The 21563-nt window shown below is 66.6% G+C and carries 19 protein-coding genes; 14 read left to right on the top strand and 5 right to left on the bottom strand.

Annotation, left to right across the window (positions count from 1 at the left end; all coding sequences use genetic code 11):
- Positions 1-28 precede the first annotated feature (28 nt).
- The 3 genes from GEV05_21240 to GEV05_21230 all read right to left on the bottom strand — a co-directional run bounded on the left by GEV05_21240 (position 29) and on the right by GEV05_21230 (position 3858).
- Positions 29-1090, bottom strand: a complete 1062-nt coding sequence (locus GEV05_21240) for a beta-propeller fold lactonase family protein (GenBank protein ID MPZ45862.1) — start codon at positions 1088-1090, stop codon at positions 29-31.
- A 277-nt stretch (positions 1091-1367) separates the two neighbouring features.
- The gene (locus GEV05_21235; protein MPZ45861.1) at positions 1368-1826 is read right to left on the bottom strand and encodes a cyclase; all 459 of its coding nucleotides are present in this window, start codon (positions 1824-1826) and stop codon (positions 1368-1370) included.
- A 292-nt stretch (positions 1827-2118) separates the two neighbouring features.
- Positions 2119-3858 (bottom strand): hypothetical protein, encoded by a 1740-nt coding sequence (locus GEV05_21230; protein MPZ45860.1) that lies wholly within the window; start codon positions 3856-3858, stop codon positions 2119-2121.
- A 405-nt stretch (positions 3859-4263) separates the two neighbouring features.
- Between GEV05_21230 and GEV05_21225 the strand changes: the two genes are divergently transcribed.
- The 4 genes from GEV05_21225 (at position 4264) to GEV05_21210 (ending at position 8909) form a co-directional block, all read left to right on the top strand.
- A complete protein-coding gene (locus GEV05_21225) occupies positions 4264-5289 on the top strand; it encodes an LLM class flavin-dependent oxidoreductase (GenBank protein ID MPZ45859.1) in 1026 nt (341 codons plus the stop codon).
- Between the two features lie 222 nt (positions 5290-5511).
- Positions 5512-7224 (top strand): hypothetical protein, encoded by a 1713-nt coding sequence (locus GEV05_21220; protein MPZ45858.1) that lies wholly within the window; start codon positions 5512-5514, stop codon positions 7222-7224.
- A gap of 84 nt (positions 7225-7308) precedes the next feature.
- The gene (locus tag GEV05_21215; protein MPZ45857.1) at positions 7309-7923 is read left to right on the top strand and encodes a hypothetical protein; all 615 of its coding nucleotides are present in this window, start codon (positions 7309-7311) and stop codon (positions 7921-7923) included.
- 95 nt (positions 7924-8018) lie between these two features.
- Positions 8019-8909: a TauD/TfdA family dioxygenase gene (locus GEV05_21210; GenBank protein ID MPZ45856.1), complete on the top strand. Its 891-nt coding sequence runs from the start codon at positions 8019-8021 to the stop codon at positions 8907-8909.
- A 221-nt stretch (positions 8910-9130) separates the two neighbouring features.
- Here the strand turns inward: GEV05_21210 and GEV05_21205 are convergent, their stop codons facing one another.
- Positions 9131-9412, bottom strand: coding sequence for a hypothetical protein (locus GEV05_21205; GenBank protein ID MPZ45855.1), 282 nt, complete (start codon positions 9410-9412; stop codon positions 9131-9133).
- A gap of 260 nt (positions 9413-9672) precedes the next feature.
- Here GEV05_21205 and GEV05_21200 point away from each other — a divergent pair, with 260 nt between their 5' ends.
- Together GEV05_21200 and GEV05_21195 are read left to right on the top strand one after the other, a co-directional pair.
- The gene (locus GEV05_21200; GenBank protein ID MPZ45854.1) at positions 9673-10710 is read left to right on the top strand and encodes an MsnO8 family LLM class oxidoreductase; all 1038 of its coding nucleotides are present in this window, start codon (positions 9673-9675) and stop codon (positions 10708-10710) included.
- Positions 10707-11063: a hypothetical protein gene (locus GEV05_21195; protein ID MPZ45853.1), complete on the top strand. Its 357-nt coding sequence runs from the start codon at positions 10707-10709 to the stop codon at positions 11061-11063. The genes GEV05_21200 and GEV05_21195 overlap by 4 nt, the downstream gene beginning before the upstream one ends.
- A 245-nt stretch (positions 11064-11308) precedes the next feature.
- On the opposite strand, the gene GEV05_21190 is transcribed toward GEV05_21195, so the two are convergent.
- Complete coding sequence (locus GEV05_21190; GenBank protein ID MPZ45852.1) at positions 11309-12868, bottom strand: methylmalonyl-CoA carboxyltransferase; 1560 nt, start codon at positions 12866-12868, stop codon at positions 11309-11311.
- A gap of 398 nt (positions 12869-13266) precedes the next feature.
- On the opposite strand from GEV05_21190, the gene GEV05_21185 reads away from it, so the two are divergent.
- The 8 genes from GEV05_21185 to GEV05_21150 form a co-directional block, all read left to right on the top strand.
- Positions 13267-14868, top strand: a complete 1602-nt coding sequence (locus GEV05_21185; protein ID MPZ45851.1) for a CHASE2 domain-containing protein — start codon at positions 13267-13269, stop codon at positions 14866-14868.
- Positions 14865-15749 carry a hypothetical protein gene (locus GEV05_21180; GenBank protein ID MPZ45850.1) on the top strand — a complete coding sequence of 295 codons (885 nt, stop codon included), beginning with the start codon at positions 14865-14867 and terminating at the stop codon, positions 15747-15749. The genes GEV05_21185 and GEV05_21180 overlap by 4 nt, the downstream gene beginning before the upstream one ends.
- Positions 15750-15812: 63 nt before the next feature.
- Positions 15813-16415 carry a glutathione S-transferase family protein gene (locus GEV05_21175; GenBank protein MPZ45849.1) on the top strand — a complete coding sequence of 201 codons (603 nt, stop codon included), beginning with the start codon at positions 15813-15815 and terminating at the stop codon, positions 16413-16415.
- 18 nt (positions 16416-16433) lie between these two features.
- The gene (locus GEV05_21170; protein ID MPZ45848.1) at positions 16434-17768 is read left to right on the top strand and encodes a hypothetical protein; all 1335 of its coding nucleotides are present in this window, start codon (positions 16434-16436) and stop codon (positions 17766-17768) included.
- An 11-nt stretch (positions 17769-17779) separates the two neighbouring features.
- Positions 17780-18901: a hypothetical protein gene (locus GEV05_21165; protein MPZ45847.1), complete on the top strand. Its 1122-nt coding sequence runs from the start codon at positions 17780-17782 to the stop codon at positions 18899-18901.
- Positions 18902-18968: 67 nt separating this feature from the next.
- A complete protein-coding gene (locus GEV05_21160) occupies positions 18969-19931 on the top strand; it encodes a 2-hydroxyacid dehydrogenase (GenBank protein ID MPZ45846.1) in 963 nt (320 codons plus the stop codon).
- A gap of 415 nt (positions 19932-20346) precedes the next feature.
- Positions 20347-20682, top strand: coding sequence for a hypothetical protein (locus GEV05_21155; protein ID MPZ45845.1), 336 nt, complete (start codon positions 20347-20349; stop codon positions 20680-20682).
- Between the two features lie 138 nt (positions 20683-20820).
- Positions 20821-21563 (top strand): MFS transporter (locus GEV05_21150; protein ID MPZ45844.1); only part of this gene is annotated, 743 nt, incomplete at its 3' end.

The raw sequence follows: 21563 nt of genomic DNA, 5'->3' as shown, positions 1-21563 counted from the left end.
ACGACCGAACTCACGCGCATCGACTACCCTACTTCGCGAACACGATGCAAGATGGGCTGCCGGTCTCGATCACCTGCCCGGTCGCAGTCAACGCGCCTGTTTCGGAGTCGATGCGGAATTCCACGATCGTGTGGCTGTTCTCGTTGCAGGCGTACAGATGCGTTGCATCCGGATCCAGGCCGAAGAAGCGCGGCTTGCGGCCTTGCACCGATTCCCAGCCGACATGGGCAAGCCTGCTGCTTTGCGGATCGACCGCGTAGATGACGATGCTGTCGTGGCCACGATTGGAGGCGTAGAGAAAACGCCCCGAGGGCAGGATCGCGATCTCGGCGCCGGTGTTGTCGCCGACGTAGCTGTCGGGTGTCGTCGCGATGCGCTGGAAGGGCTCGAGCACGCCGCGCTTGTTGTCCCATCGATACGTGTTCACGGTCGAATCCATCTCGTTCACGACGTAGGCATAGGGCGCATGCGGATGAAAAGCGATGTGCCGCGGGATCGCGCCGTAGCGCGCCTTCACGAACGGCGGCTCGCAGCAGGCGAGCTTGCCGTGCACCGCATCGAAGCGGTACACATGAATCTTGTCCAGGCCCTTGTCGGGCACCACCACGAAGCGCCCGGTCGGGTCGAAGATCGCCTGGTGCGGATGCGGTCCATGCTGTTCCCTGCGCCACGGACCCGGCTCCCCAGGCGGTATCACCAGTTCGCAGCGGGTGCCGAGCGAGCCGTCGGCCTGGATCGGCAAGACTGCGACGCCCGGGCCGTTGGCAAGGACCACGAAGCGGTCGGATGCGTCGGTCGTGACGGTGGAGGAATTGTCGCCGCCGGTTTGCTGACTGTTGAGCAACTGCAGCTTGCCCGTCCCGGGATCGCGCGCATACGCAGCGGTCTCGGAGCTGTCGCCGTGCGCAGAGTAAAGAAAGCGCTGGCTGCGGTCGAGCGCGAGGAAATGGGGATTGGGGATGGCGTCGTAATCCTCCACCCGCTGCCATGCGCCGCTATCCGGATCGATGCGAAACACGGCAATCCCCTTGCCGCGCGCCTTGCGCTTTTCGGTCGTGAAGCCACCTACGTAGGCGAATCGGGGACGCATATCAGGCTCCTCCCTGCCAAGTTGCCGCTGCAATGCGTAGATGTCTGCTTCCGCGTGCTGTCTCGCGCGAATCGTACCATCGACGCAGCCCGGCTCGTCGCGCTCGTCATATCGCTTGGCTTAGCGGACAGCGCGGAGGCCGCGATCGAACCTCAGGCATTTGAGTTCCACGCACCTATCGTCGCATCGGGTGCGGACACGAAAAGCGCGGCAGCCCAAGGGGACCGCCGCGCTTTCAACTGCTAGGGCCGCAACATGACGCGGCCACTGTGTGTGATCAGTGCTGCTGACGCACCTCGCCGCGCCATGCACCGGTCTCGGCGCCGCGCGACTCGATGAACTCCTTGAACCGCTCCAGATCACCTTCCACCTTGCGCCCCACCATACCGAGCGCAGAGCCGATGTTCTCCATCGCACCCATGGGCTCGTAGTCGAGCTGCAGCATGAGCTTGGTGGTCTGCGGGTCGAGCTTGTGGAAGGTAACCACACCGGCGTTGCGTGCTCCGGTGACGTTCTTCCACGCGATGCGCTCGTCGGGAATCTGCTCGGTAATTACTGCATCCCACTGCTCCTCCTTGCCGCCGACCTTGGCGCGCCAATGCAGGTGCGAATCGTCGAGCTGGCGGACTTCCTCGACACCTTCCATGAAGCGCGGAAACTCCTCGAACTGGGTCCATTGGTTGTATGCGGTATGGACCGGCACTTTCACTTCGATCGATTTCTCGATGTTTGCCATGGGGTCTTCTCCTCTGCATATCAGGGTTGCAAGTTTGATCCCGCAAGCTGCATGCCTCTGCTGACTCAGGGGGAATGTGGATTGCGGGTCGTCGGGGCCGTAGTCGAGCGCCGCATTGAGCTCGGTTCGAAGCCTCGACGCCAGCGGCTCGGCGTTGTAGCTGTAGTGCAGCCGCCAGGCGCGACTGCCGATCGCCGCCGAAGCTACAGCGTGCGGCTGTCGATCCACACGACGCGTCCGGTGCGCCGCTTCGCCTTGACGCCGAAGTGCATGGCGACGAAGGGGTGCGGCCTCACGCCGGCGCGACCGATCCGGCGGCTGCGTCGATCGGTTCGGTCGAATCGGATAGCAGCAGCTTCAGCAAAACACGCAGCCCCTTGCCGTCCTGTCCATCGAGGTGAAGCAGGCGCACCTCCGGTGCCGCGTAGCGGGCAGCAGACGATTGCGCAGCGACGCGCTCCCAGGCCGCGTGCAGCGCGGCTTCGAGAAAGGCTCGATCGGTGGTCTCGTCGACGATCAGCAGGACGCGGCGCAAGTCGACCCCGGCAAGAAGCTGTTCGATCTCGTACAGGCAGCCCTGATTGTCGGGCGCGAAACTGCGCAAGTCCATCAGCACCGCGTCCGCGCCGGCCGCCAGGCGCTTCATGGTTTGTTGCCACGTGTCGGCGTAGCAGAGGAATTCGTTGACGCGATAACGTCCGTCGGGATCGGGTCCGTGTGCCATTGCGCGCATCCTGCGCTCGAGGTCCGCATCGTCGCGTACGAACCGATGCGACAATCCGCCGCCGACGAATTCCAGGAACTCGTGCGGTTCCACGGTCGAAGCGACCAGATCGGGGCCCGCGATCATGGTGATACTGCCGGCACGCAGCCACGCCTTGGACAGCGCATCGAACAGCTGCTCGCTGCGCCGTCCCAGCGAGAACACGCGCAGCAGGAGCAGCGTCAGCCCGCGATCAGATTCGTGCCGCAGCCACCGGTATCCCTGGACCGCCACGAGTTTGTAGAGCCCGAACGCGGCAAGCCCGGTGAAAAGCCAGGCCCAGCCTTCGAACGAGAGTGTGATCGACTGGACGATGCCGAACACGAGCCACATCGCGTCCAGCATGAGCGCCTGGTCGCTCGTCTTGCGGCGGCGGTAGCGGCTGCCCAGGCGCTTCAGGACGCGCCAGCCGAGCAGCCCGAACAGGCAGAACCCAATGATGAGGATGACGAAGAACATCGCGGTTCCGCCCAAGCCCCACGCGGCGCCGACGTCCACCGCCATCCGCATGCCATAGTCGCTCGCGCCGACAAGGCTGAGCAGAAGCTGCGATCCGGTCACGGCGGCGATCATGAAGCAGAGCACGAGAGGTCCGACCGCGCGCACGCGCCGATGCAGGAATGCGAGGAACAGCACGCTCGGCGCGGCATTGGCGAAGATCCAGAAGAAGCCGAGCTGGCCCAGCGACAACTGCGGATTGCGCACGGCCGCGTACGCCGCGATCAGCATGAGCAGCAGAAAATAGCCGCCGGCCAGCGCATGGCGCTGGCCGCGGCTCAACGCGCTCACGATGCCGACCGCGATCACCGTCGGCCAGGCGTAGCAGACGGCGAGCCACAGGAAACGGCTCGACACGAAACCGTCGCCGCCGGACACGACCATCCAGGCGCACGCGAATACGAGGGCGTAGGCCAGGCCCGCTGCCGCGTAGACATACCCGAGCGCCGTCAGCGAGCGACGCGTGCGGCGATAGAGCGCGGTCTCGTCCGGCTCGCGGCTGCTATCGATGGGCTGGATTCGAAGGGGTTGCGACGAAGCATGAGCGTACGACGGCGCAACCGCGCCGACCCGGGCCGCAGCCGGCGTAGCGCCCGCCATCGAGCGGATCACTGCTCGGCGATAGAGCCAGAGAAGGATGAGCGCCACCGGGGCGGTAAGGATGCCGGCCGCGATGAGGAGCGCGGGCAGCATGCCCGTCGTCACGACCGTGATGTCGCCCTCAGCACCCATCGTCGTCTGGCCGATGCGATCGACGAAATGGGGACGCACACAATTTTGCTCCTACCTGCTGCGCCATTTCTCACGCGCATGAAATTGTGTGCGTCCCCATTTCCGGAAGTTTCTGCGCGGCATGGTAGCAGCAAGGTGGGCAGCGGCCGAGGACCTTTTGCTCGCGAGGCGATGCAAGCAAAGCTTTCACGAAAAACCGTTGCCGTTACCCGGACCACCGGACCACTATTTGAACTTGCCGATGCACATTCTGCACGCGCCCGCGCGCAAGCCGCGATGCGCGCGGTATCATCGGCGACGTAATGACCGGCCGCTGCAAGGCACGGACACGGGCTCGTAGAACGACCCGATCCCTCACCCCGAGCGCTCTCCCGAGGGGAGATGGGAGCATCCGGCGCGCTGGTCGATCGTCATCCAAGTTGCGCAGTTTGATAAGGGATAGCCATGGATATCGGAACGTTTCTGCTAATGCAATCGCCCTCTGCCCGTCCTTCGACGGAAATCTTCGCGCGCGGCGTGGAGCTCGGACAGGCGGCGGAATCGCTGGGCTTTCGCAACGTGTGGCTCGGCGAGCATCACTTTTCCACCTACGGCTATCTGTCGCGCCCGGTCCAGCTCGCCACCTATATCGCGGCCAAAACCACGCGGCTGCGCGTGGGCACGGCCGTCATCGTGGTGCCGTTGCACCATCCGCTGCTCGTCGCGGAAGAAGTGGCCACACTCGATCTGTTGAGCGGCGGGCGTCTGGACGTGGGCTTCGGCCGCGGCTACCAGCACTACGAGTTCGAGCGCTTCGGCTTCAAGCTGGACGAAGCGCGCAAGCGCTGGGACGAATCGATCGACATCATCATGAAGGCGTTCGAGCGCCGCCCGTTCACCTACGAAGGCAAGTTCTTCCAGCTGCCCGAGACCTCGGTCTTTCCGCAGCCGGTGCAAACCCCGCATCCGCCGATCTGGATCGTGGCGCAAAGCCCTTATGCGCTGGAGCAGGCGGTGCGCCAGGGGTTCAACGTGCTCACCGGCGGCTTCGGCATCACCGTCGACATGCTGGCGGAATTCGGCCGGCTGTTCAAGAAAGTGGTCGATGAAGTGAAGCCTCCGCGCCAGCCGAACGTGGGCGTACAGCGCGCGGTCTACGTCACCAAGGACGAGGCCGATGCGCGCGACGCGGCCGAGCACGCGCGCTGGAACATGCGCGTCACGCTGAGTCTGCGCAACCACTACGAAAAGGTCGAGAACGGCAAAGCGATCGCGGTGCCGGCGCCCAAGGAGCCGAGCATCGACGAGCTGCTCGAGCGCCATCTCGTGATCGGCACCCCCGACACGGTGATTCGCCAGATCAAGCGGCTGCAGGACGTCGTCGGCATCACCCACTTCAATTGCAGCTTCTGGATCGGCGACATGGATCAAGCGCGGGTACTGCGCTCGATGGAGCTGTTCTCCAGGGAAGTGATGCCGGCGTTCGTCTGAAGCGCCTAAAGCCCGCCGGCCCAAGCGCCGTATCCGGCGGCTCTCGCGCCGTCGCAGCCGGGCAGCGGGCGAGCTAAGGTCCCGGCGCATCCTGCCGTTATACGACGATGCTCACGTGGAATGCCGGCGCCGGCTGCTGCGGCCGACGCGGATTCCATCGAGCCCGATCGGGCCGCGGTCCGCTGCAAAGCCGCTTCGGCCCAGGCGAGGGAACGCAGCATCATGTGGGAATGGATTGTCGGGAGGCGCAAGCCCAGGCATGCGCTGGATCGCGAACTGAGTACGCCGCGAGCGCTGCGTCGCTTCATCGCGGGGCTCCCTGCGGGTACGCCGGAGGCATCGCTGCAGGCGGTCGCGGCGGTTTTCGAGGCCGCCCGCGAGCTCGGGATCGCACCAGCGGCGCGCTTGCAGGCCCTGTGTGCGCTGGACGAATTCGTACGCAGCTCGTGCCGCGTCCTGGCGCGCCGCCTGCTCGACGATTCGCCCCGGCAGGTGCTGTGCGAAGGCGTATGGAAGCACCTGTTCCAATACTATCGCGCCCTCGATGCCGGCTACACCGCGGCCATTGAAGCGTTCGACGCCGGCGCCTGCGATAGCGCCATGCACGCGCAAATCGCCGTAGCCGCATGCCGCGCCATGCAGGCCATGGCAAAGTGCAACATGCTGCTGCGCATGCGCTACCGCGAACCGTCGGCCGCGTCGTGGCACCGGATCGAGCGCTTGCTCGAGCTCGCGACTGCGCGCTCGGCCGCAAGCGCATTGCTGGCGCTGTATCCCGACGAGCCGGGCGAGACCACGTTAGTGCGCGAGTACCTGGTCGCCGCTGCGTCGGAGACAGCGCCGAACGCGAACCTGTTGCCCGCACAGATTCACGGCGTCGACTTGCTCCTGCGCCGCCATGCCGCGGAATTTCGTCTCGGCGAAAGCTTCGATGCGACAGCCATGCCTTTCGCGCTCGATCCCGCGCGCGACGCCCGGCCGATGCGCTGGCTGGACGGACTGGCCACCCGTCCGGGCATGCGTTTCTTCGGCTTGGGCCAGGCCTACGCACATATCCTGGCCGAGCGCGAATGTGCCGAACGAGCCCGCAGCACGCCGCAATGGCTTGCGCCGAGCCAGCTGTCGGCCGAGCGCTACCGGGAGTTGCTCGCTGCCCTGGCCGCGCAATGGGCCCTCGAGCCACCGGCCCGCCGCCACCGACGCGAGCCGGCGGCCGGCGAAATCCTGGTCGCGCACGATCTCCCGCTCATCCGGCGGCTGATCGGTTTCGGCGAGCTCGCCCGTACCGGGCGCGCGCTCGAATACGACCGCTTCAGCGCCTACGACATCAACGGCGTGGTGCGCGGGCACAACGACGTGCAACTGCGTGCACCCACCGAAACGCGCACGGTTTCCGCCGAAGAGGCGCTGCGCAATCTGGAGACCTTCGAGCGTGCGCTCGAACCGGGAGCGATCGAGCTCTGGCGGATCGCCGACACCAGCGACAAGGGGCTCGGCGCCGAAGCGACCGGCACGATCACCTGGGTGAAGCCGGGTTTGTTGATCGCCTACCGCAGCCCGGACAGCGCGCAATGGGCGCTCGCCGCCGTGCGTCGTTTGAACCGCGCTGCCCATAACACGCTGCAAGTCGGCACGCTGCGAATCGGCATGTACAAGCTTCCGGGCTCCGCGCAGGGCGCCCGGGTCGCGCTGAACGATCCCCGGCAGGTGCCTCGCAGCACGCCGGCCGCACCGGCCTTGCACTACGACGCGATCATGCTCGCGGGCGACCAACCTTCCCTGCTCCTTCCGCCCGGCGTATTCGACCCCGCTTGGCGCTATACGCTTACTGCCGGCAATCGCTGGGACTTCATTCGCATGCGCCGCTGCACCGAGTGCGGGCTCGACTTCGAGCAGATCGACTATACGATCGTCCGGGCGCAGCAGGCCGCCTGACACCTCAACCCACAATCCGGAGTCAAAAGCTTCGTCGCCCCGGATGGATGAACGGGCCCGTGATGTATATCTCTCGGGGCCGCCATGCAAACGTTCGCCGTCGTTCGCCTGCTGCTAGTTTTCATCCATGTCATGGCGTTCGCGCTCGCGCTCGGCTGCGTGTTGCGCGAAGACGCCAAGCTGCTGTCCTCACGCCCGATCGATCCCGAATCGCTGCGCTCGGCTGCACGCCTGGTCCGGTTCGCGCTGATCGTGCTCTGGGCGAGCGGCACGGCGCTGCTCGTGCTCGATACGGGCGGGGTGCTGAGTCGGATCGCCGACAATCCCAAGATGCTCGCCAAGCTGACGGTCGTCTGCGTGTTGACCGTGAACGGCGTGGCGCTGCATTGGCTCGCCTTTCCGGCACTGCTCGGCGAAACCCGGCACGGCGGTTACAGCGCGACGCTGGCCTCGGCGCTGGGCGCCATCAGCGCGGCGAGTTGGCTCGCCGCCACACTGCTCGGCATCGTACGCGCGCATGCGAAGGGATTCGACTACGCCGACTTCATGCTCGGCTACGCCGGCATGGCTGCGATCGCTTTGGCATTCGCCCTGCTGGTCGTGCGCCCGCACGTCGTGCGCAAACTCGCGATCGGACCGCGATGGCACGACCCGCATCTGCCCGCGCGCCCCGCTGCGGATCTGCCGCACCTGCAGTAGCGGGTATTTGACGCCGCATTTGACGTTCTTGGTCGTACTGAAGACAATCGTCTTCGTAGCGTTGCGCGCCGCGCATCCAGCGCCACGGAGACGTCATGAGACCTGCGTTCACGCCCTTGCACCCGGTTTTCGCAGCCCAATGTTCCGGCGTCGACATCGGCCAGCCGATCGACCCGGATACTGCCAGCGCGATCGAACGCGGCATGGACCAGTACGCCGTACTCGTATTCCGGCGCGACAGGCCACTCACGACCGAGCAGCAGATCGCGTTCACTCGCAGCCTCGGCGAGCTCGAACCCGCTTACAAGAAGATTCACGCCGACGAGGGCACGCGGCTGGACAATCCGCGCCTGTCCGATATTTCCAACCTCGGTCCCGGCGACCGCATCCTGCCGCGGGACGACCGCAAGCGCCTGTTCCAACTCGGCAACCAGCTCTGGCACAGCGACAGCAGCTACAAGACCATCCCGGCGCGCTACTCGGCGCTGTGTGCCCATGTGATCCCGCCCGAAGGTGGCGACACCGAGTTCGCCGACATGCGTGCCGCCTGGGACATGCTCGATGCCCGCACGCAGGAAAAGATCCGGGACCTGACCGCCGAGCACAGCCGCATCTTCTCCAAGGGCGCGCTCGGATTCCGTTTCACCGAAGAAGAGGAACGCGCCTTCGAGCCGGTGCGCCAGCCCCTGGTGCGCCGTCATCCGAGCTCGGGCCGGCTGTCGCTGTTCCTGTCGTCGCACGCTGGACGCATTGTCGGCTGGCCGGTACCCGAGGCGCTGATGCTGCTGCGCGAGCTGACCGAGCATGCGACGCAGCGCGAGTTCGTCTACCGCCACAACTGGCGCGTGGGCGACCTGGTGATGTGGGACAACCAGGCGACCATGCACCGGGCGCGCCGCTTCGACGACGAGCAATATCCGCGCGACTTGCGACGCACCACGCTCACCACGGGCGCGCCGGCAATCGCGTTCGCGCACGCGGCTTGATATAGAGGCACGAACACGTCATTCCCGCGGAGGCGGGAATCCAGGATTGGTTTGCTTCCCTGGGCTCCCGCTTGCGCGGGAGGTCGCTTCCGCCACGGCGGGAGGTCGCTTCCGCCACGGCGGGAGGTCGCTTCCGCCACGGCGGGAGGTCGCTTCCGCCACGGCGGGAGGTCGCTTCCGCCACGGCGGGAGCGACGTCGATGACGATTGAGCAAACCGCCTCAGGAACGCCCCTCGCCGCGCTGGCGTTTCAGGAAAAGTATCCCGCACGCCGGCAAGTGCACCACGCCGAAGCCGATGATGAAGGCGAGCACGGAAGCCGCCGGTTCGCGATACATCTGGGCGCCGACGTAGCCGCAGCCGATACCGAGGCCGAACAGGATCGCGCGCGCCGCCATGAGCTTGGTCGCGCCGGCGGTGAAGAGCGGCAGCCGAAGATGAGCATACGCGGCCGCTGCCACGGCTAGCGTGGCGGCAATCGCGGCGAGCAGGTACCACAGCATCTTGGCGGTCCAGCCATGAGGTTGCCTGCGATCTGCACGGCCAATGCCCGCGCGCTGAACGTCATCGGGGCGCCGGCGTAGGCGCAGCCGATACCAGGGCGAACAGGATCGCAGCGCACGAGCAGCCCGCCTGAGTACGAGAACAGCATCACGAAGGGTCATCAGCAAACGCACCGCCCGCCCGCGCACCGCCGCGAGCTTCGCCGGCCCTATGCCGGTCGTGGTATCGTCCGAGCACGCTCAACCCGGCTCCCTGCCCCATGAAGCTCTCGGTACTGGACCAGTCGACCGCGTCGGCCGGACGCACCCAGGACGTCGCCATCCGCGAAACGCTGGCGCTCGCGCGCCATTGCGATGCGCTCGGCTATCGTCGCTACTGGGTCTCGGAGCATCACTCGACCGACACCATCGTCGGCACGGCGCCCGAAGTGCTGATGGCCGCGATCGCAGCGACCACGCAGCGCATCCGCATCGGCAGCGCCGGGGTCATGCTGCCGCATTACGCGGCGCTCAAGGTGGCGGAACAGTTTCGCGTGCTCGAGGCGATCGCGCCGGGGCGCATCGATCTCGGTGTGGGGCGTGCGCCAGGCTCCGATCAGCTCACCGCGCACGCGCTCAATCCGTACTCGAACGCGGCCGAGGATTTTCCCCAGCAAGTGCTCGACCTGCAGGCCTGGGTTGCGGGCTCGCCGCTGCCGCCGGCCCATCCCTTTCGCGCGATCCAGGCCAATCCGCGCGGACCGACCACGCCGGAGATCTGGATTCTCGGCAGCTCCGATTATGGCGCCCAGCTCGCGGCGCATTTCGGCCTGCCGTACGCATTCGCTTATTTCTTCACCGACGGGCAAGGCGTGGAGCAGGCACTCGATCTCTATCGGCGCAACTACCGCCCGAGCGAGCGCCATCCCGAACCGCAGGCGACGATCTGCGTGTGGGCGCTCGCCGCCGACACCGAGGCCGAAGCGAGACGCCTGGCCGCCTCGCGCGAACACACGCGCGTCGAGCGCGAGTACGGCGTGCGGCGCGCGCTCATCTCGCCCGAGCAAGCCGCGGCGCATCCGTACTCGGCCGCCGAGCGCACCTACATTGAATCCCTGCGCCGGCGTGCGCTGGTGGGCACCGCCGAGCAGGTTGCAACGGGCTTGAACGCGCTGGCCGAGCGCTTGCAGCTCGACGAGCTCGTGGTCGTCACCTGGACCTACGACCCCGAGCCACGGCATCGCTCCTACGAGCTCCTGGCTCAGGCGTACGGCCTCACCCCTAGCGAAGCACTCACCGACGGAGGAGATGCATCATGACGTTCAAGATGAATCACGTGCACCTGAAGACCGAGGACCCGGCCAAGACCGCGCAGTTCTACGTCGACACCCTGGGGGCGAAGATCGTGAGCAAGAACGCGACCGGCGGCTACCGGATCGACCTGCACGGCCTCACGCTCAACGTGAGCCGCTTCCTCGAGCAGCAGAAGCGCGACCAGAAATACGGCATGGAGCACATCGCCATCGACACCGACGAGCTGGACGACCTGGTGGAGAAACTCAAGGGCCAGGGCATCCACATCCTGGAGGAGACCGTGGTGTCGGGCGGACGGCGGGTGTGCTTTTTCGAGGGCCCGGATGGCGTGCAGCTCGAGTTCATCGAGATGAAATGACGGTGCGATAGACCACCCCGTTCGCGACAGACTCGGATGCGATAGACCACCCCGTCCGCGACCGTGTCGCGTCCCGCCCCTCCTCGACGAGGAGGGGAACGCCGCAAACTCTCCCCTCCTCTCTCAAGAAACCCAACCAGGTTTCTTAGCCGCGCCTGCCCGCCTGCGGGCTAATACTGCTCACGAGGAGGAGTGCCCGCAGATGCGGGCGGGGTGGTGTGGTTTGCGCTATGCCTGCGCGACCATCAAGGTCGCATGGTGAAGTTCGATGGGCCGGGCGTCAGCAGCGGCTCGGCGAGGCGGACGAATTCGCACAGGAGCCTGCGGGTGTCGCGCGGGTCGATGATCTCCTCGACCCAGAACGCTTCGGCGCTGCGAAACGGCGAGCGCAGGCGGTTCAACCGGTCCTCGATCTCGGCCAGCTTCCCCTTCGGGTCGGGCGCGGCGTCGATGTCGGCGCGATATGCCGCTTCGATGCCACCCTCCAGCGGCAGCGATCCCCAATACCCCGACGGCCATGAATAGCGCAGCGACAGCCGCCCGGCCGGCTGGTGGATCGCACCGGCTACGCCGAACACGTTGCGCACGATCACACTGCACCAGGGCACGGTCGTCTGGCTGATCGCGGCCATGGCGCGCACGCCGGCCCGAATCGTCGCGGTCTGCTCGGCCTGAAGCCCGATGAGGAAACCGGGGCAGTCGACCAGGTGCACCACAGGCAGATGAAAGGTCTGCGCGAGGTCGACGAAGCGAACGATCTTGGAGCACGCATCCGCGGTCCAGGCGCCAGCATAGTGATACGGATCGCCCGCCATGACGGCGACGCTGCGGCCGTCGATGCGCGCAAGGCCGGTGACGATCGAGCGCCCGAACATGCGGCCCAGTTCGAAGAAGCTGCCGCGATCGACCAGCGCCTCGACAATGGGGCGCATCCTGTATACGCGGCGCCGGTCCTTCGGCACCGCAGCGACGAGCCATTCGTCGCGGCGGTTCGGATCATCTTCGCATGCCAGTAGCGGCGGCGTTGCGTACACCGAGGGCGGCAGATACGACAGGAATCGGCGCGCACAGGTAAATGCCTGCGCCTCGGTGTCGACCGCGTGATCGACGGCGCCGGAACGCGTCTGCACTTCCCAGCCGCCAAGCTCCTGTTTGCTCAGCTTCTGTCCGATGCGCTCGACCACCGGCGGACCGGCCACGAACATCGCCGACGTGGTCTTGGTCATCACCGAATAGTGGCTGGCCGCGACCCGCGCGGCGCCGAGCCCCGCTACCGAGCCGAGCCCCAGCGCCACCACCGGCACCTGGCCGAGATTGACGCTCGCGTACCAGTAACCCTGCGTGCCGCCGACGCGACCCGGCAGGTTCGCCCGCCCCGTGGTTTCGATGGTCTTCACCGAACCGCCGCCGCCCGAGCCCTCGATGATGCGCACGATCGGCAGGCGGAACTCGTGCGCCATCTGTTCCGCCATCACGGTCTTTTCCTTGATGGTCGCATCGGCCGAGCCGCCGCGCACGGTGAAGTCGTCGCCGCACACGACGATCGGCCGCCCATCCACAGTGGCGCGGCCGAAGATGCAATTGGCGGGAACGAATCCGGCAAGCTTGCCGGCAGCATCGTAGCGCGCCTGGCCCGACAGCGCGCCGATCTCGTGAAAGCTGCCCGCATCGACCAAGGCATCGATGCGCTCGCGCACGGTGAGACGGCCGCCATCGTGCTGGCGCTTGACCTTGTCGGCGCCGCCCATTTCGCGCGCGAAGGTCTCGCGCCGGCGCAGTTCTTCGAGTTCGTCTTCCCAGCTCATCACTTGCTCCCCGGCGTCAAACGAACAGTCGATGGTGATGACGCGCGCATCGTCCGTACCGTACGCCCCTCGCATGCCTTCCTGACGATTTTGCTTGTCTTCCCTCTCCCGGAGGGAGAGGGAAGCATATTGCGAATCTTCCGATAAATGTAACGCAATCGGCGCGGCCGCAAGGCCGCACCCGCCCAGCATGCGAACCGGCACGCCAATTTGGCGGATACTGCACGCGCCGAAGTTGCCGTGCGAGCGCAATCGCGATGGACGATGGGGCACCGGCAGCGCATGCGTAACCGCGGAGGAACGCTCTGAACATCTTCATCAGCTACCGGCGCAGCGAAAGCTCGGGCTATTCCGGGCGTATCTACGACCGCCTGCGTGCCGCGTTGCCGGATGCCGACGTGTTCATGGACGCCGAGCGCATCGATCCGGGCGCGAATTGGCGCGAGCGGCTCGCCGAGCGCATCGGCGCCGCCGACATCGTGCTGGTGCTGATCGGCGCCGCGTGGCGTTCGCTTGCCGATGCTTCGGGGATGCGCAGGCTCGACGATCCGCACGACGTGACGCGATGGGAGATCGAAAGCGCCCTCGCACAGGGCAAGCGCATCGTGCCGGTATTGCTCGACGACGCAACGCCATTGCGCCCGGAGGAGCTGCCCGCGACGCTCCAGCCGCTCGCGAGCCTGCAGGCGGCGCGCATTCGCCACGATGCCTTCGAGGCCGGTCTGGAGGATCTGATCGCGCGGCTCACCGGCAAGCGACTGCGCGACGAAGCGGAGACGAATCGCGCGCGGCTGCGCATCGAACGGGCCAAGCGCTGGGGCATCCCGGTGATCGCACTCGCGGCGGTGCTGCTGGCGTGGACGCGGCTGTTCGACCTGGCTGCGCTCGATACGCGCATCGCGACCTGGACGCTCGCGCTCGCCGACGCCATGGCGCCTGTGCCGCTCGATTCGAGCCTCATGCTGGTCGGCATCGGGCCCGAGCAGGATGTGCGCGATCCCGCGCTGCGTGCGCACTTCGGTGAAGCCGTTGCCGCACTCGCCCGCGCCGGCGCGCGCCGCATCGTCCTCGACATCCACTTCCACCAGCCGCGAGCGGCCGATGCCGCGTTCGCCGGTGCGATGCGCGCAGCACGCGACCGGGGAACCGAGGTCTTCTTCAGCTTCATCGATGCGAACGCCGGCAAACCGCGCGCGGTACCGCAGCTTGCAGCTGCTGCAACCGGGGTGGGTCTCGCCTGTGTCGGACGCCGTCTCGGCTACGCTCAAACCGTGGCGCTCGCCTTCGACATCCAGGAAGACGACGGCGGATGGCAGGCGAACGAGCTTGCATCGCTGGCGCTGCTGGGCGCGGCCGGCAGCAGTCGCATCGTGTCGATCGTGCCCGGCGACCACGAGCTCACGCTCGCAGCGGATGGCAAGCCGATGCAATACAACTACAGTGTCCTCGGAGGCGAAGTCGCGGGAGCGCAAGGCTGCCCGGCGATGACCCCGGGAACGCGAACGGCCGAGTTGATCGTTCGCCTCGCGCCGATCGATGCGCTGCGGGCACGTCGCGTCGCGCTGGCCGACGTGCTGGCCGGACGGATAGCGGCCGAGCGTTTCGCGGGCAAGACGGTCGTGATGGGATTCGAAACGCCAGGCGAGTCATTTCGCACCGCGCACGGCTTGGCGCGCGTGGACATGTTCGGATACGAGCTGCATGCCAATGCGATCAACGTGCTGGCAGCCGCTCGCAGTCCGCGCTTCGCGCCGCCGGTCGCACAAGCTGTGCTCGCGGGCGTTTTCGCTACATTCGGCGCCGCTTTGGGAGTAAGGTGTCGTCGGCTGAGCGGTGCAGGAACGTGCGCGCTCCTGGCTGCGGCTGCGGCGGCGTACCTCGCGGCGGCGGTGGCGATCGTCGCAACGGAAGACGTGCTGCTCAACAGCGCGTACGACCTGGCGGCCTTCGGATTTGCCTATGCGCTGTTTCGCCGTCTGGCGAGGAGGTGGCTGAAATGAGCGAGCCCGACGCACCCAATCCGCAACCCGCATTGCCGCAACGGCGCAGGATCGTGCTCGGCGCCGCAATTCTGCTCGGCGGCTGCGCCGAGCCATATCGCGGTCCCGGCACGGAAACGCCCGGCCCGCAGCGGGTTGCGAGGCTCGATGTGCAGGGTCGGGTGGAGGTCTTGCAGGGCGGCCGCGTCGTGGTTGCTCGAGACGGCATGCCGCTTTTCGCAGGCGACGAGATCCGCACGCTGGCTTCGAGCTACGCGCAGTGCCGTTTCGTTGACGGCGCTCGTGTCTGGCTCGACTACGATACGCGCGTGCGCATGGGCAGCGTCTTCACTTTCTTCGGTCGCGTGTTCGCCTCCGTCAGCGGCATTTTCCAGGTCGACAGCGAATTCGTCGCGGCGAGCAGCGAAGGCACCGAGTACACCGTGACGATCGGACGCGGCAATACCGAGTTCTCGGTCGCAGTCAGGAACGGCACCGTCCTGTGCCAGCCGCGGCAAGGCCGCTGGCGTCCCGTGCGTCTTATCGCCGGACAGCGGCTGGTCGGGCGCGGTATGGCCACGCCGCGCGCCGATCGGCTCGACTCGGGCGAATACGAGACGGAGTTCGGCTGGGTGCCCGCCGTTCGCACCACACCTCAGTTCAAGTTCCGTCAGCCGGCACCGGCGCGCGAATCGACCCCGCCCCGGAGGACACCGCCTCAGTCGACGCCCCAGCCGACGCCTCCCGCTACTACGCCGCCGCGGTCGACCACGCCTCCTGCGACCACGCCTCCCACGCCGCCGAGCCAGAGCGCACCGGTGCAACAGTCGCCCAGGTCACGCGGAGGATTGATCGAGCGCATCGAGCGACCGACCTCGCCCGCCCCGAACGATCCTCGCTAACGACAACCGGATTCCCCTACCGGGGTAGAATGATTCCCCCACCTTCGGTATCGGGAGGACATCATGCTGCGACTCTATGGTTCGGCCCGCTCGCGCGGTCTGCGCTCCCTGTGGATGCTCGGCGAGCTTGGCTTGCAGTACGAGCACAAGGACTACCTGCCGCGCTCGGCGGAGACCAAGACGCCCGAATTCCGTGCAATGAACGCGAATGGGCGCGTGCCGGTAATCGACGACGACGGCTTCGTCCTGTCGGAGTCGATGGCGATCAACATGTATCTCGCCAAAAAGCACGGCAAGCTCTACCCCACCGATGCGAAGAACGAAGCGCTCACCTGGCAGTGGAGCCTGTGGGAAACCGACCGGCTCGATCGCCAGATCGTGAACTACGTCAACCACACCAGCGCCCTGGCCGAAGCCGAGCGCAAGCCCGAGATCGCGCAAGCCGCCTGGACCGAAGTGGTGCCCGCGCTCGACGTGCTGGAGGGCGCGCTATCGAAGTCGCAGTGGCTCGCGGGTCCCGATTTTTCGGTGGCGGATCTGAACGTCGCCTCGGCGCTCTACCGCGCGCTATCGGTCGACCTCGCCAAGTGGCCCAAGGTGCAGGCGTGGCTGCAGCGCTGCTGGGAGCGGCCGGCCGCCAAGAAGGCGCGCGCGATGCGGGAGTAAACCACGTCACTCCCGCGCATGCGGGAGTCCAGGAACGGGTCATTGATTCTGGATTCCCGCGTGCGCGGGAATGACGCAAACAGGGCGCCTTCGGCGCACGCCATTCCTGCAAGGACGCACGCCATGAATTTCGCCATCGAAGATTCACCGCAGCAAAGCGCATTTCGGGCCGAGGTGCGCGCGTGGCTGGAAAAGAACTCGCCGCCCGGCATCGAGCACTCCGCCGATCCGTGCGACATGACGCTCGCGCAGTACCAGATCCGGCGCAGCCTCGGGCGGGGCCTGGGCGAAATGGGCTGGCTCTACCCGACCCTGCCGAGACAATACGGCGGCGGCGATCTCGATGCCGAAAAGACCGTCATCCTCTACGACGAGATGGCGCGCATCGGACTCTCGCTTCCGCCCTACTACGACGCGGGCGGCCGCATGGGCGCGCCGACCATCCTGGTGTGGGGGACCGAGGAACAGAAGAAGCGCTTCCTGCCGCCGATCTGCCGCGGCCAGGTGCGCACCTGGCAGCTCCTCACGGAGCCAGCCGCGGGATCGGATCTCGCCGGCATCAAGACCACCGCGATCCGCGACGGCGATGCCTACGTCGTCAACGGCCAGAAGGTGTTCGTCGGCAGCTCGCACGGCGCCGACCAGTCGTGGGCCATCGTCGTCACCGACCCGAAAGGCGAGCGGCACAAGAATCTTTCATGGCTCATGATCCCGATGGACCTGCCCGGGATCAGCGTCGCACCGATGGATCTGCTCGCGACCGGCGGCGAAGGCGGCAGCGGCTCGGGGGTGAAGAACACGGTCTTCTTCGACAACGTGCGCGTGCCGGCGGACCACCTGGTGGGCGGCGAGAACAACGGCTGGAAGGTCGCGACCACGCACCTGGAGATGGAGCACGGCGGTGCAGGCCGCCTGGCCGACCGGCGCGTGGTGTACGAATTCCTCGACTTCTGCCGAAAGCCGCTCGACGGCCACGCCATCGCGGACGATCCCGACGCCCGGGCCGAGCTGGTGGAGATGTTCATCGAAGCCGAGATCACGCGCCTATTCGCCTTGCGCAACCACTGGCTGTCGCACACCGGACAGCCGCGCTCCTACGAAGGCTCGCAATACAGCCTGCGGCGCAAGCTCTCCGGCCTCGACATCGCCGAGCGCATGCTGCGCATCGCCGGTCCCAGGGTGCTCACCAAGGACGAACGCTGGGGGCCGCTCAAAGGCACGGTCGAATACTTCCAGCGCGACGCGATCACGTCGCTGCATCCGGGCGCGACCACCGACATCCAGCGGGTCATCATGGCGCGGCGCATCGGCGTGGGCCGGCGCGAGCGCGAGAAAGCCGGCACGGTTCGATAGCGAGAACGCAAATGGATCTTTCCCTAGACGACACCCAGCAGCTCATCCAGGAATCGGCGCGCGACTTCGTGCGCAACGCCTGCAACCGCGACGCGCTGCTGAAGCTCGACCGCAATCCGGCCGAGACGATGACCATGCTGTGGCCCAAGCTCGCCGAGCTCGGCTGGAGCGGCATGGCGATTCCGGAACAATACGGCGGCACAGGCAACAGCCTGACCGATGTCGCAGTGCTGTTCGAGGAGCTCGGCACCGGCCCCGTGCCCGGGCCGCTTTTTTCTTCCGCGGTCCTCGGCGCGCACATCCTGCTCGAGGCCGCGACGGACGCGCAGAAGCAGGCGTGGCTGCCGGCGGTCGCGAGCGGCGAGAAGGTGCTCGCGCTGGCGCTCACCGAGGCGCAGTACGGCTGGTCGCCGGAGCAGGTGCGCATGGCGGCACGCCAGGACGGATCGAGCCTCACCGTGTCCGGCACGAAGGTCATGGTGCACGACGCGCTGCATGCCACCGACTTGCTGGTGCCCGTTCGCGTCGACGGCGGTTCGGCACACAGCCTGCTGCGCGTGGACGCCAAAGCAAAAGGCGTATCGATCCGCGCGCTGGACGGTTTTCTCACTGCCGTGTGCGAGGTCGTGTTCGACAACGTCCGCGTGAGCAAGGATGACATCGTGGGCGAGCCGGGCACGGCGTGGGCGCCGATGCAGCGCGCGCTCCTGCGCGCGGTTCCCGTGCTTTGCGCCTACAAGGTAGGCGGCTGCCGCGCCGTGTTCGACATGTCGGTCGAGTATTCGCGCGAGCGCTCGCAGTTCGGGCAGGCGATCGGCCGCTTCCAGCGCGTACAGGATCACGTGATCCACATCGTCAACTACCTCGACTCGGCGCGCTGGACGACCTACGAAGCTCTGTACAAGCTCGATAGCGGGCTCGATGCTGCCTCCAGCGTCCACGTGGCCAAGTCGGTCGCCTCCGAGAGCTACATGCGCGCGTGCGACTTCGCCCACGAAGTGCATGCCGGAATCGGCGTCGTACGCGAGTACGGTCTTACGCTGCACACGAAGATGTCGCGCACGCTCTATCACTGCCTGGGCGGGCCGAAGGCGCATCGGCGGCAACTCGAGCGGGCGTTGAAGCTTTGCTAGCGCGTTCACCCGCCTCGGGCCGCTTCCACGGATCGTCCATCGCATGAAGAACGGCCAAGGAGCGCCCATGGGGATCGGTGTCCTTGCTTTGGTGCGAATGACGCCCGATCGCCTCGCTCGGCTGAGCGCCGCCGGCTATTGCGTTCGCGAGGCGAAGCAGTATGCAAGCCGCATGGAGGCATTGCACGACGGCGCCGACGCGGTCAGGGCCGTTCTCACCAACGGCCGCGGCGGCTTGAGCGGCCCGGAGATGGAACTGCTGCCGAATCTCGAGATCGTCTGCGCCACCGGCGCGGGCTATGAGGCCGTCGACCTGCAAACGGCTCGGCGCCGCGGCATCACCGTCGCCCATGGCCCGGGCACGAACGCACCGGCCGTCGCCGACTCCGCCATGTTGCTCGTGTTGGCGACAGCCCGGCAGGTGCTGCAGGCCGATCGTCTGGTCCGTGCGGGCGGATGGCAGGACCAGTGGCGCGTCGAGACGCCGACGGTGTGCGGCAAGCGTCTGGGCGTTCTCGGCCTGGGCACCATCGGCAGCATGATCGCGCACCGCGCCGCACGCGGTTTCGACATGGCGGTCGACTATCACAATCGCAATGCCGTCGGGGCATCGCCTTATCGCTATTTCGGCAGTCTCATCGAACTGGCGACCTGGGCCGATTTCCTGGTTGTCGCTACGCCCGGGGGTGCCGGAACGCGACACTTCGTCGGCGCCGAAGTGCTCGCGGCGCTCGGGCCCAAAGGTTATCTCGTCAATGTCGGGCGCGGTACGGTCGTCGATACGCCGGCGCTGGTCGATGCGCTGCGATCGAAGCGCATTGCCGGGGCCGGCCTGGATGTGCTCGAAGGCGAACCGGGCATTCCAACCCATCTGCCGGAGCTGCTGCAGTTGGACAACGTCGTGATCACGCCGCACTGTGCCGGACGCGCACCGGAGTCGCGCGCCGCGTCGACCGCGCTGCTGCTCGATAATCTGAATGCGCACTTCTCCGGGAAGCCGCTGCCGTCGCCGGTATCGCTGAAGATCTGAGAGCGTGGGGAAGGTTCTGATTTCCCCTGTCAAGGAGGCAGGGAAGGTTCTGATTTCTCCTCCTGTCAAGGAGGGGCGGGACGCGACACGGTCGCGGACGGGGTGGTCGGTTCGGTCGCAGAAACCACACCCCTTGCAGGGCGCGCATCGGCATACAGGCCGATGCCGTTCGCCCGGCGCGGACCATGGTCCGCGAATTCCCGGCCTTACCCCCGGCGCTACGCGCCGCCCCTCCTCATGAGAGGAGGGGATGACGTAAGCCTTCCCCTCCTGCCACGGAGCTCTCATGAGAGGAAGGGAACGCAGCCGGTCGAAGAACTGGTGCCGGCGGGATGGTGCGCAGTCAGTCCCGCGACGGCGCACCCGCCTTCGGACGGCAGCATGCCAGTGCGCCGATATCGCGATCCACACTCGAATGGCCACCCGCAATCCCAGGTATCGTCACAACGTTTACGTCGTGGAGCTCGATCCTCGGGTGCTCAATAGCGCCCGCTTCCGCCGGGCCAATCCAAACCGCGACATGCTGAAGCCCTGCCTCTACGTCGGCATGACGGGGCTCACGCCGCAGCAGCGGTTCGCCAAGCACAAGGCCGGGATCCAGGCGAACGTGTTCGTCCAGCATTACGGCGTTCGTCTGCTGCCCAAGCTCTATGCCTACGCCAATCCGATGCCCTACGAGGCCGCGCGCGAGATGGAAGTCGAGCTTGCGATCGCGTTGCGGGCGCAGGGATATGCGGTCTGGCAAGGATGAATCACGGGCGGTGACAGGCAAGCAGGGACATGGGCTCTTTACGGCGCTGCCGATCGATGCTATTTCATGCGGTGGCGCGCAAGCGGACACCGTGTTCCCCCGGCGCAGAGGCGCACCGGAGCGCCGCAATCGACCCCGATGAGCACGCAGACATCATCCACGCAAATCGAATCGGCCTACGCCTGGACGCGTCTCTGGGTCTGTCTCGCGCTGATGACGATCGGCGGCTCGGGCATGTACACGGTCTCCATCGTGCTGCCGAAGATCCAGGCGGAGTTCCATGTTAGCCGCGGCGAGGCATCGCTCCCCTACACGCTGGCGATGATCGGTTTCGGGCTCGGCGGGGTGTTGATGGGTCGCCTCTCCGACCGCTTCGGGGTGGCGCTGCCCGCAGTCATCGGTGCGATCTTCCTTTGCCTGGGCTATATCACCGCCGGCTCGGCGACGACCATCTGGCAGTTCAGCCTCGCGCAAGGCCTACTGATCGGGCTGCTCGGCACGTCAGCGACGTTCGCGCCGTTGATCGCGGACACGTCGAAATGGTTCACGCGCCGGCGCGGCATCGCGCTTGCGATCTGCATGAGCGGCAATTATCTTGCCGGCGCGGTCTGGTCGCCGGTGCTGCAGCACTATGTCGCAACCTATGGCTGGCGCCAGACCTACACCGGCATGGGCATCTTCTGCGTGGTGGTCATGCTGCCCCTCATCACCGTCCTGCGCCGCCCCGCGCCCGCGCTGTTCGCCGATGCCGCCGCCCCGCAGGCGACACGCGCCGCCGTCACGCCGGCGCCAAGCCATTTCAGCCGCCCGCTCGGTATGTCGCCCGGCGCGCTGCAATCGCTGCTGGGCATCGCCGGTGTCGCCTGCTGCGTGGCGATGTC

Source organism: Betaproteobacteria bacterium, assembly GCA_009377585.1.
Taxonomy (GTDB): domain Bacteria; phylum Pseudomonadota; class Gammaproteobacteria; order Burkholderiales; family WYBJ01; genus WYBJ01.
Note: the sequence above shows the minus strand (reverse complement) of the source record. Positions and strands in the feature narration are given on the sequence as shown.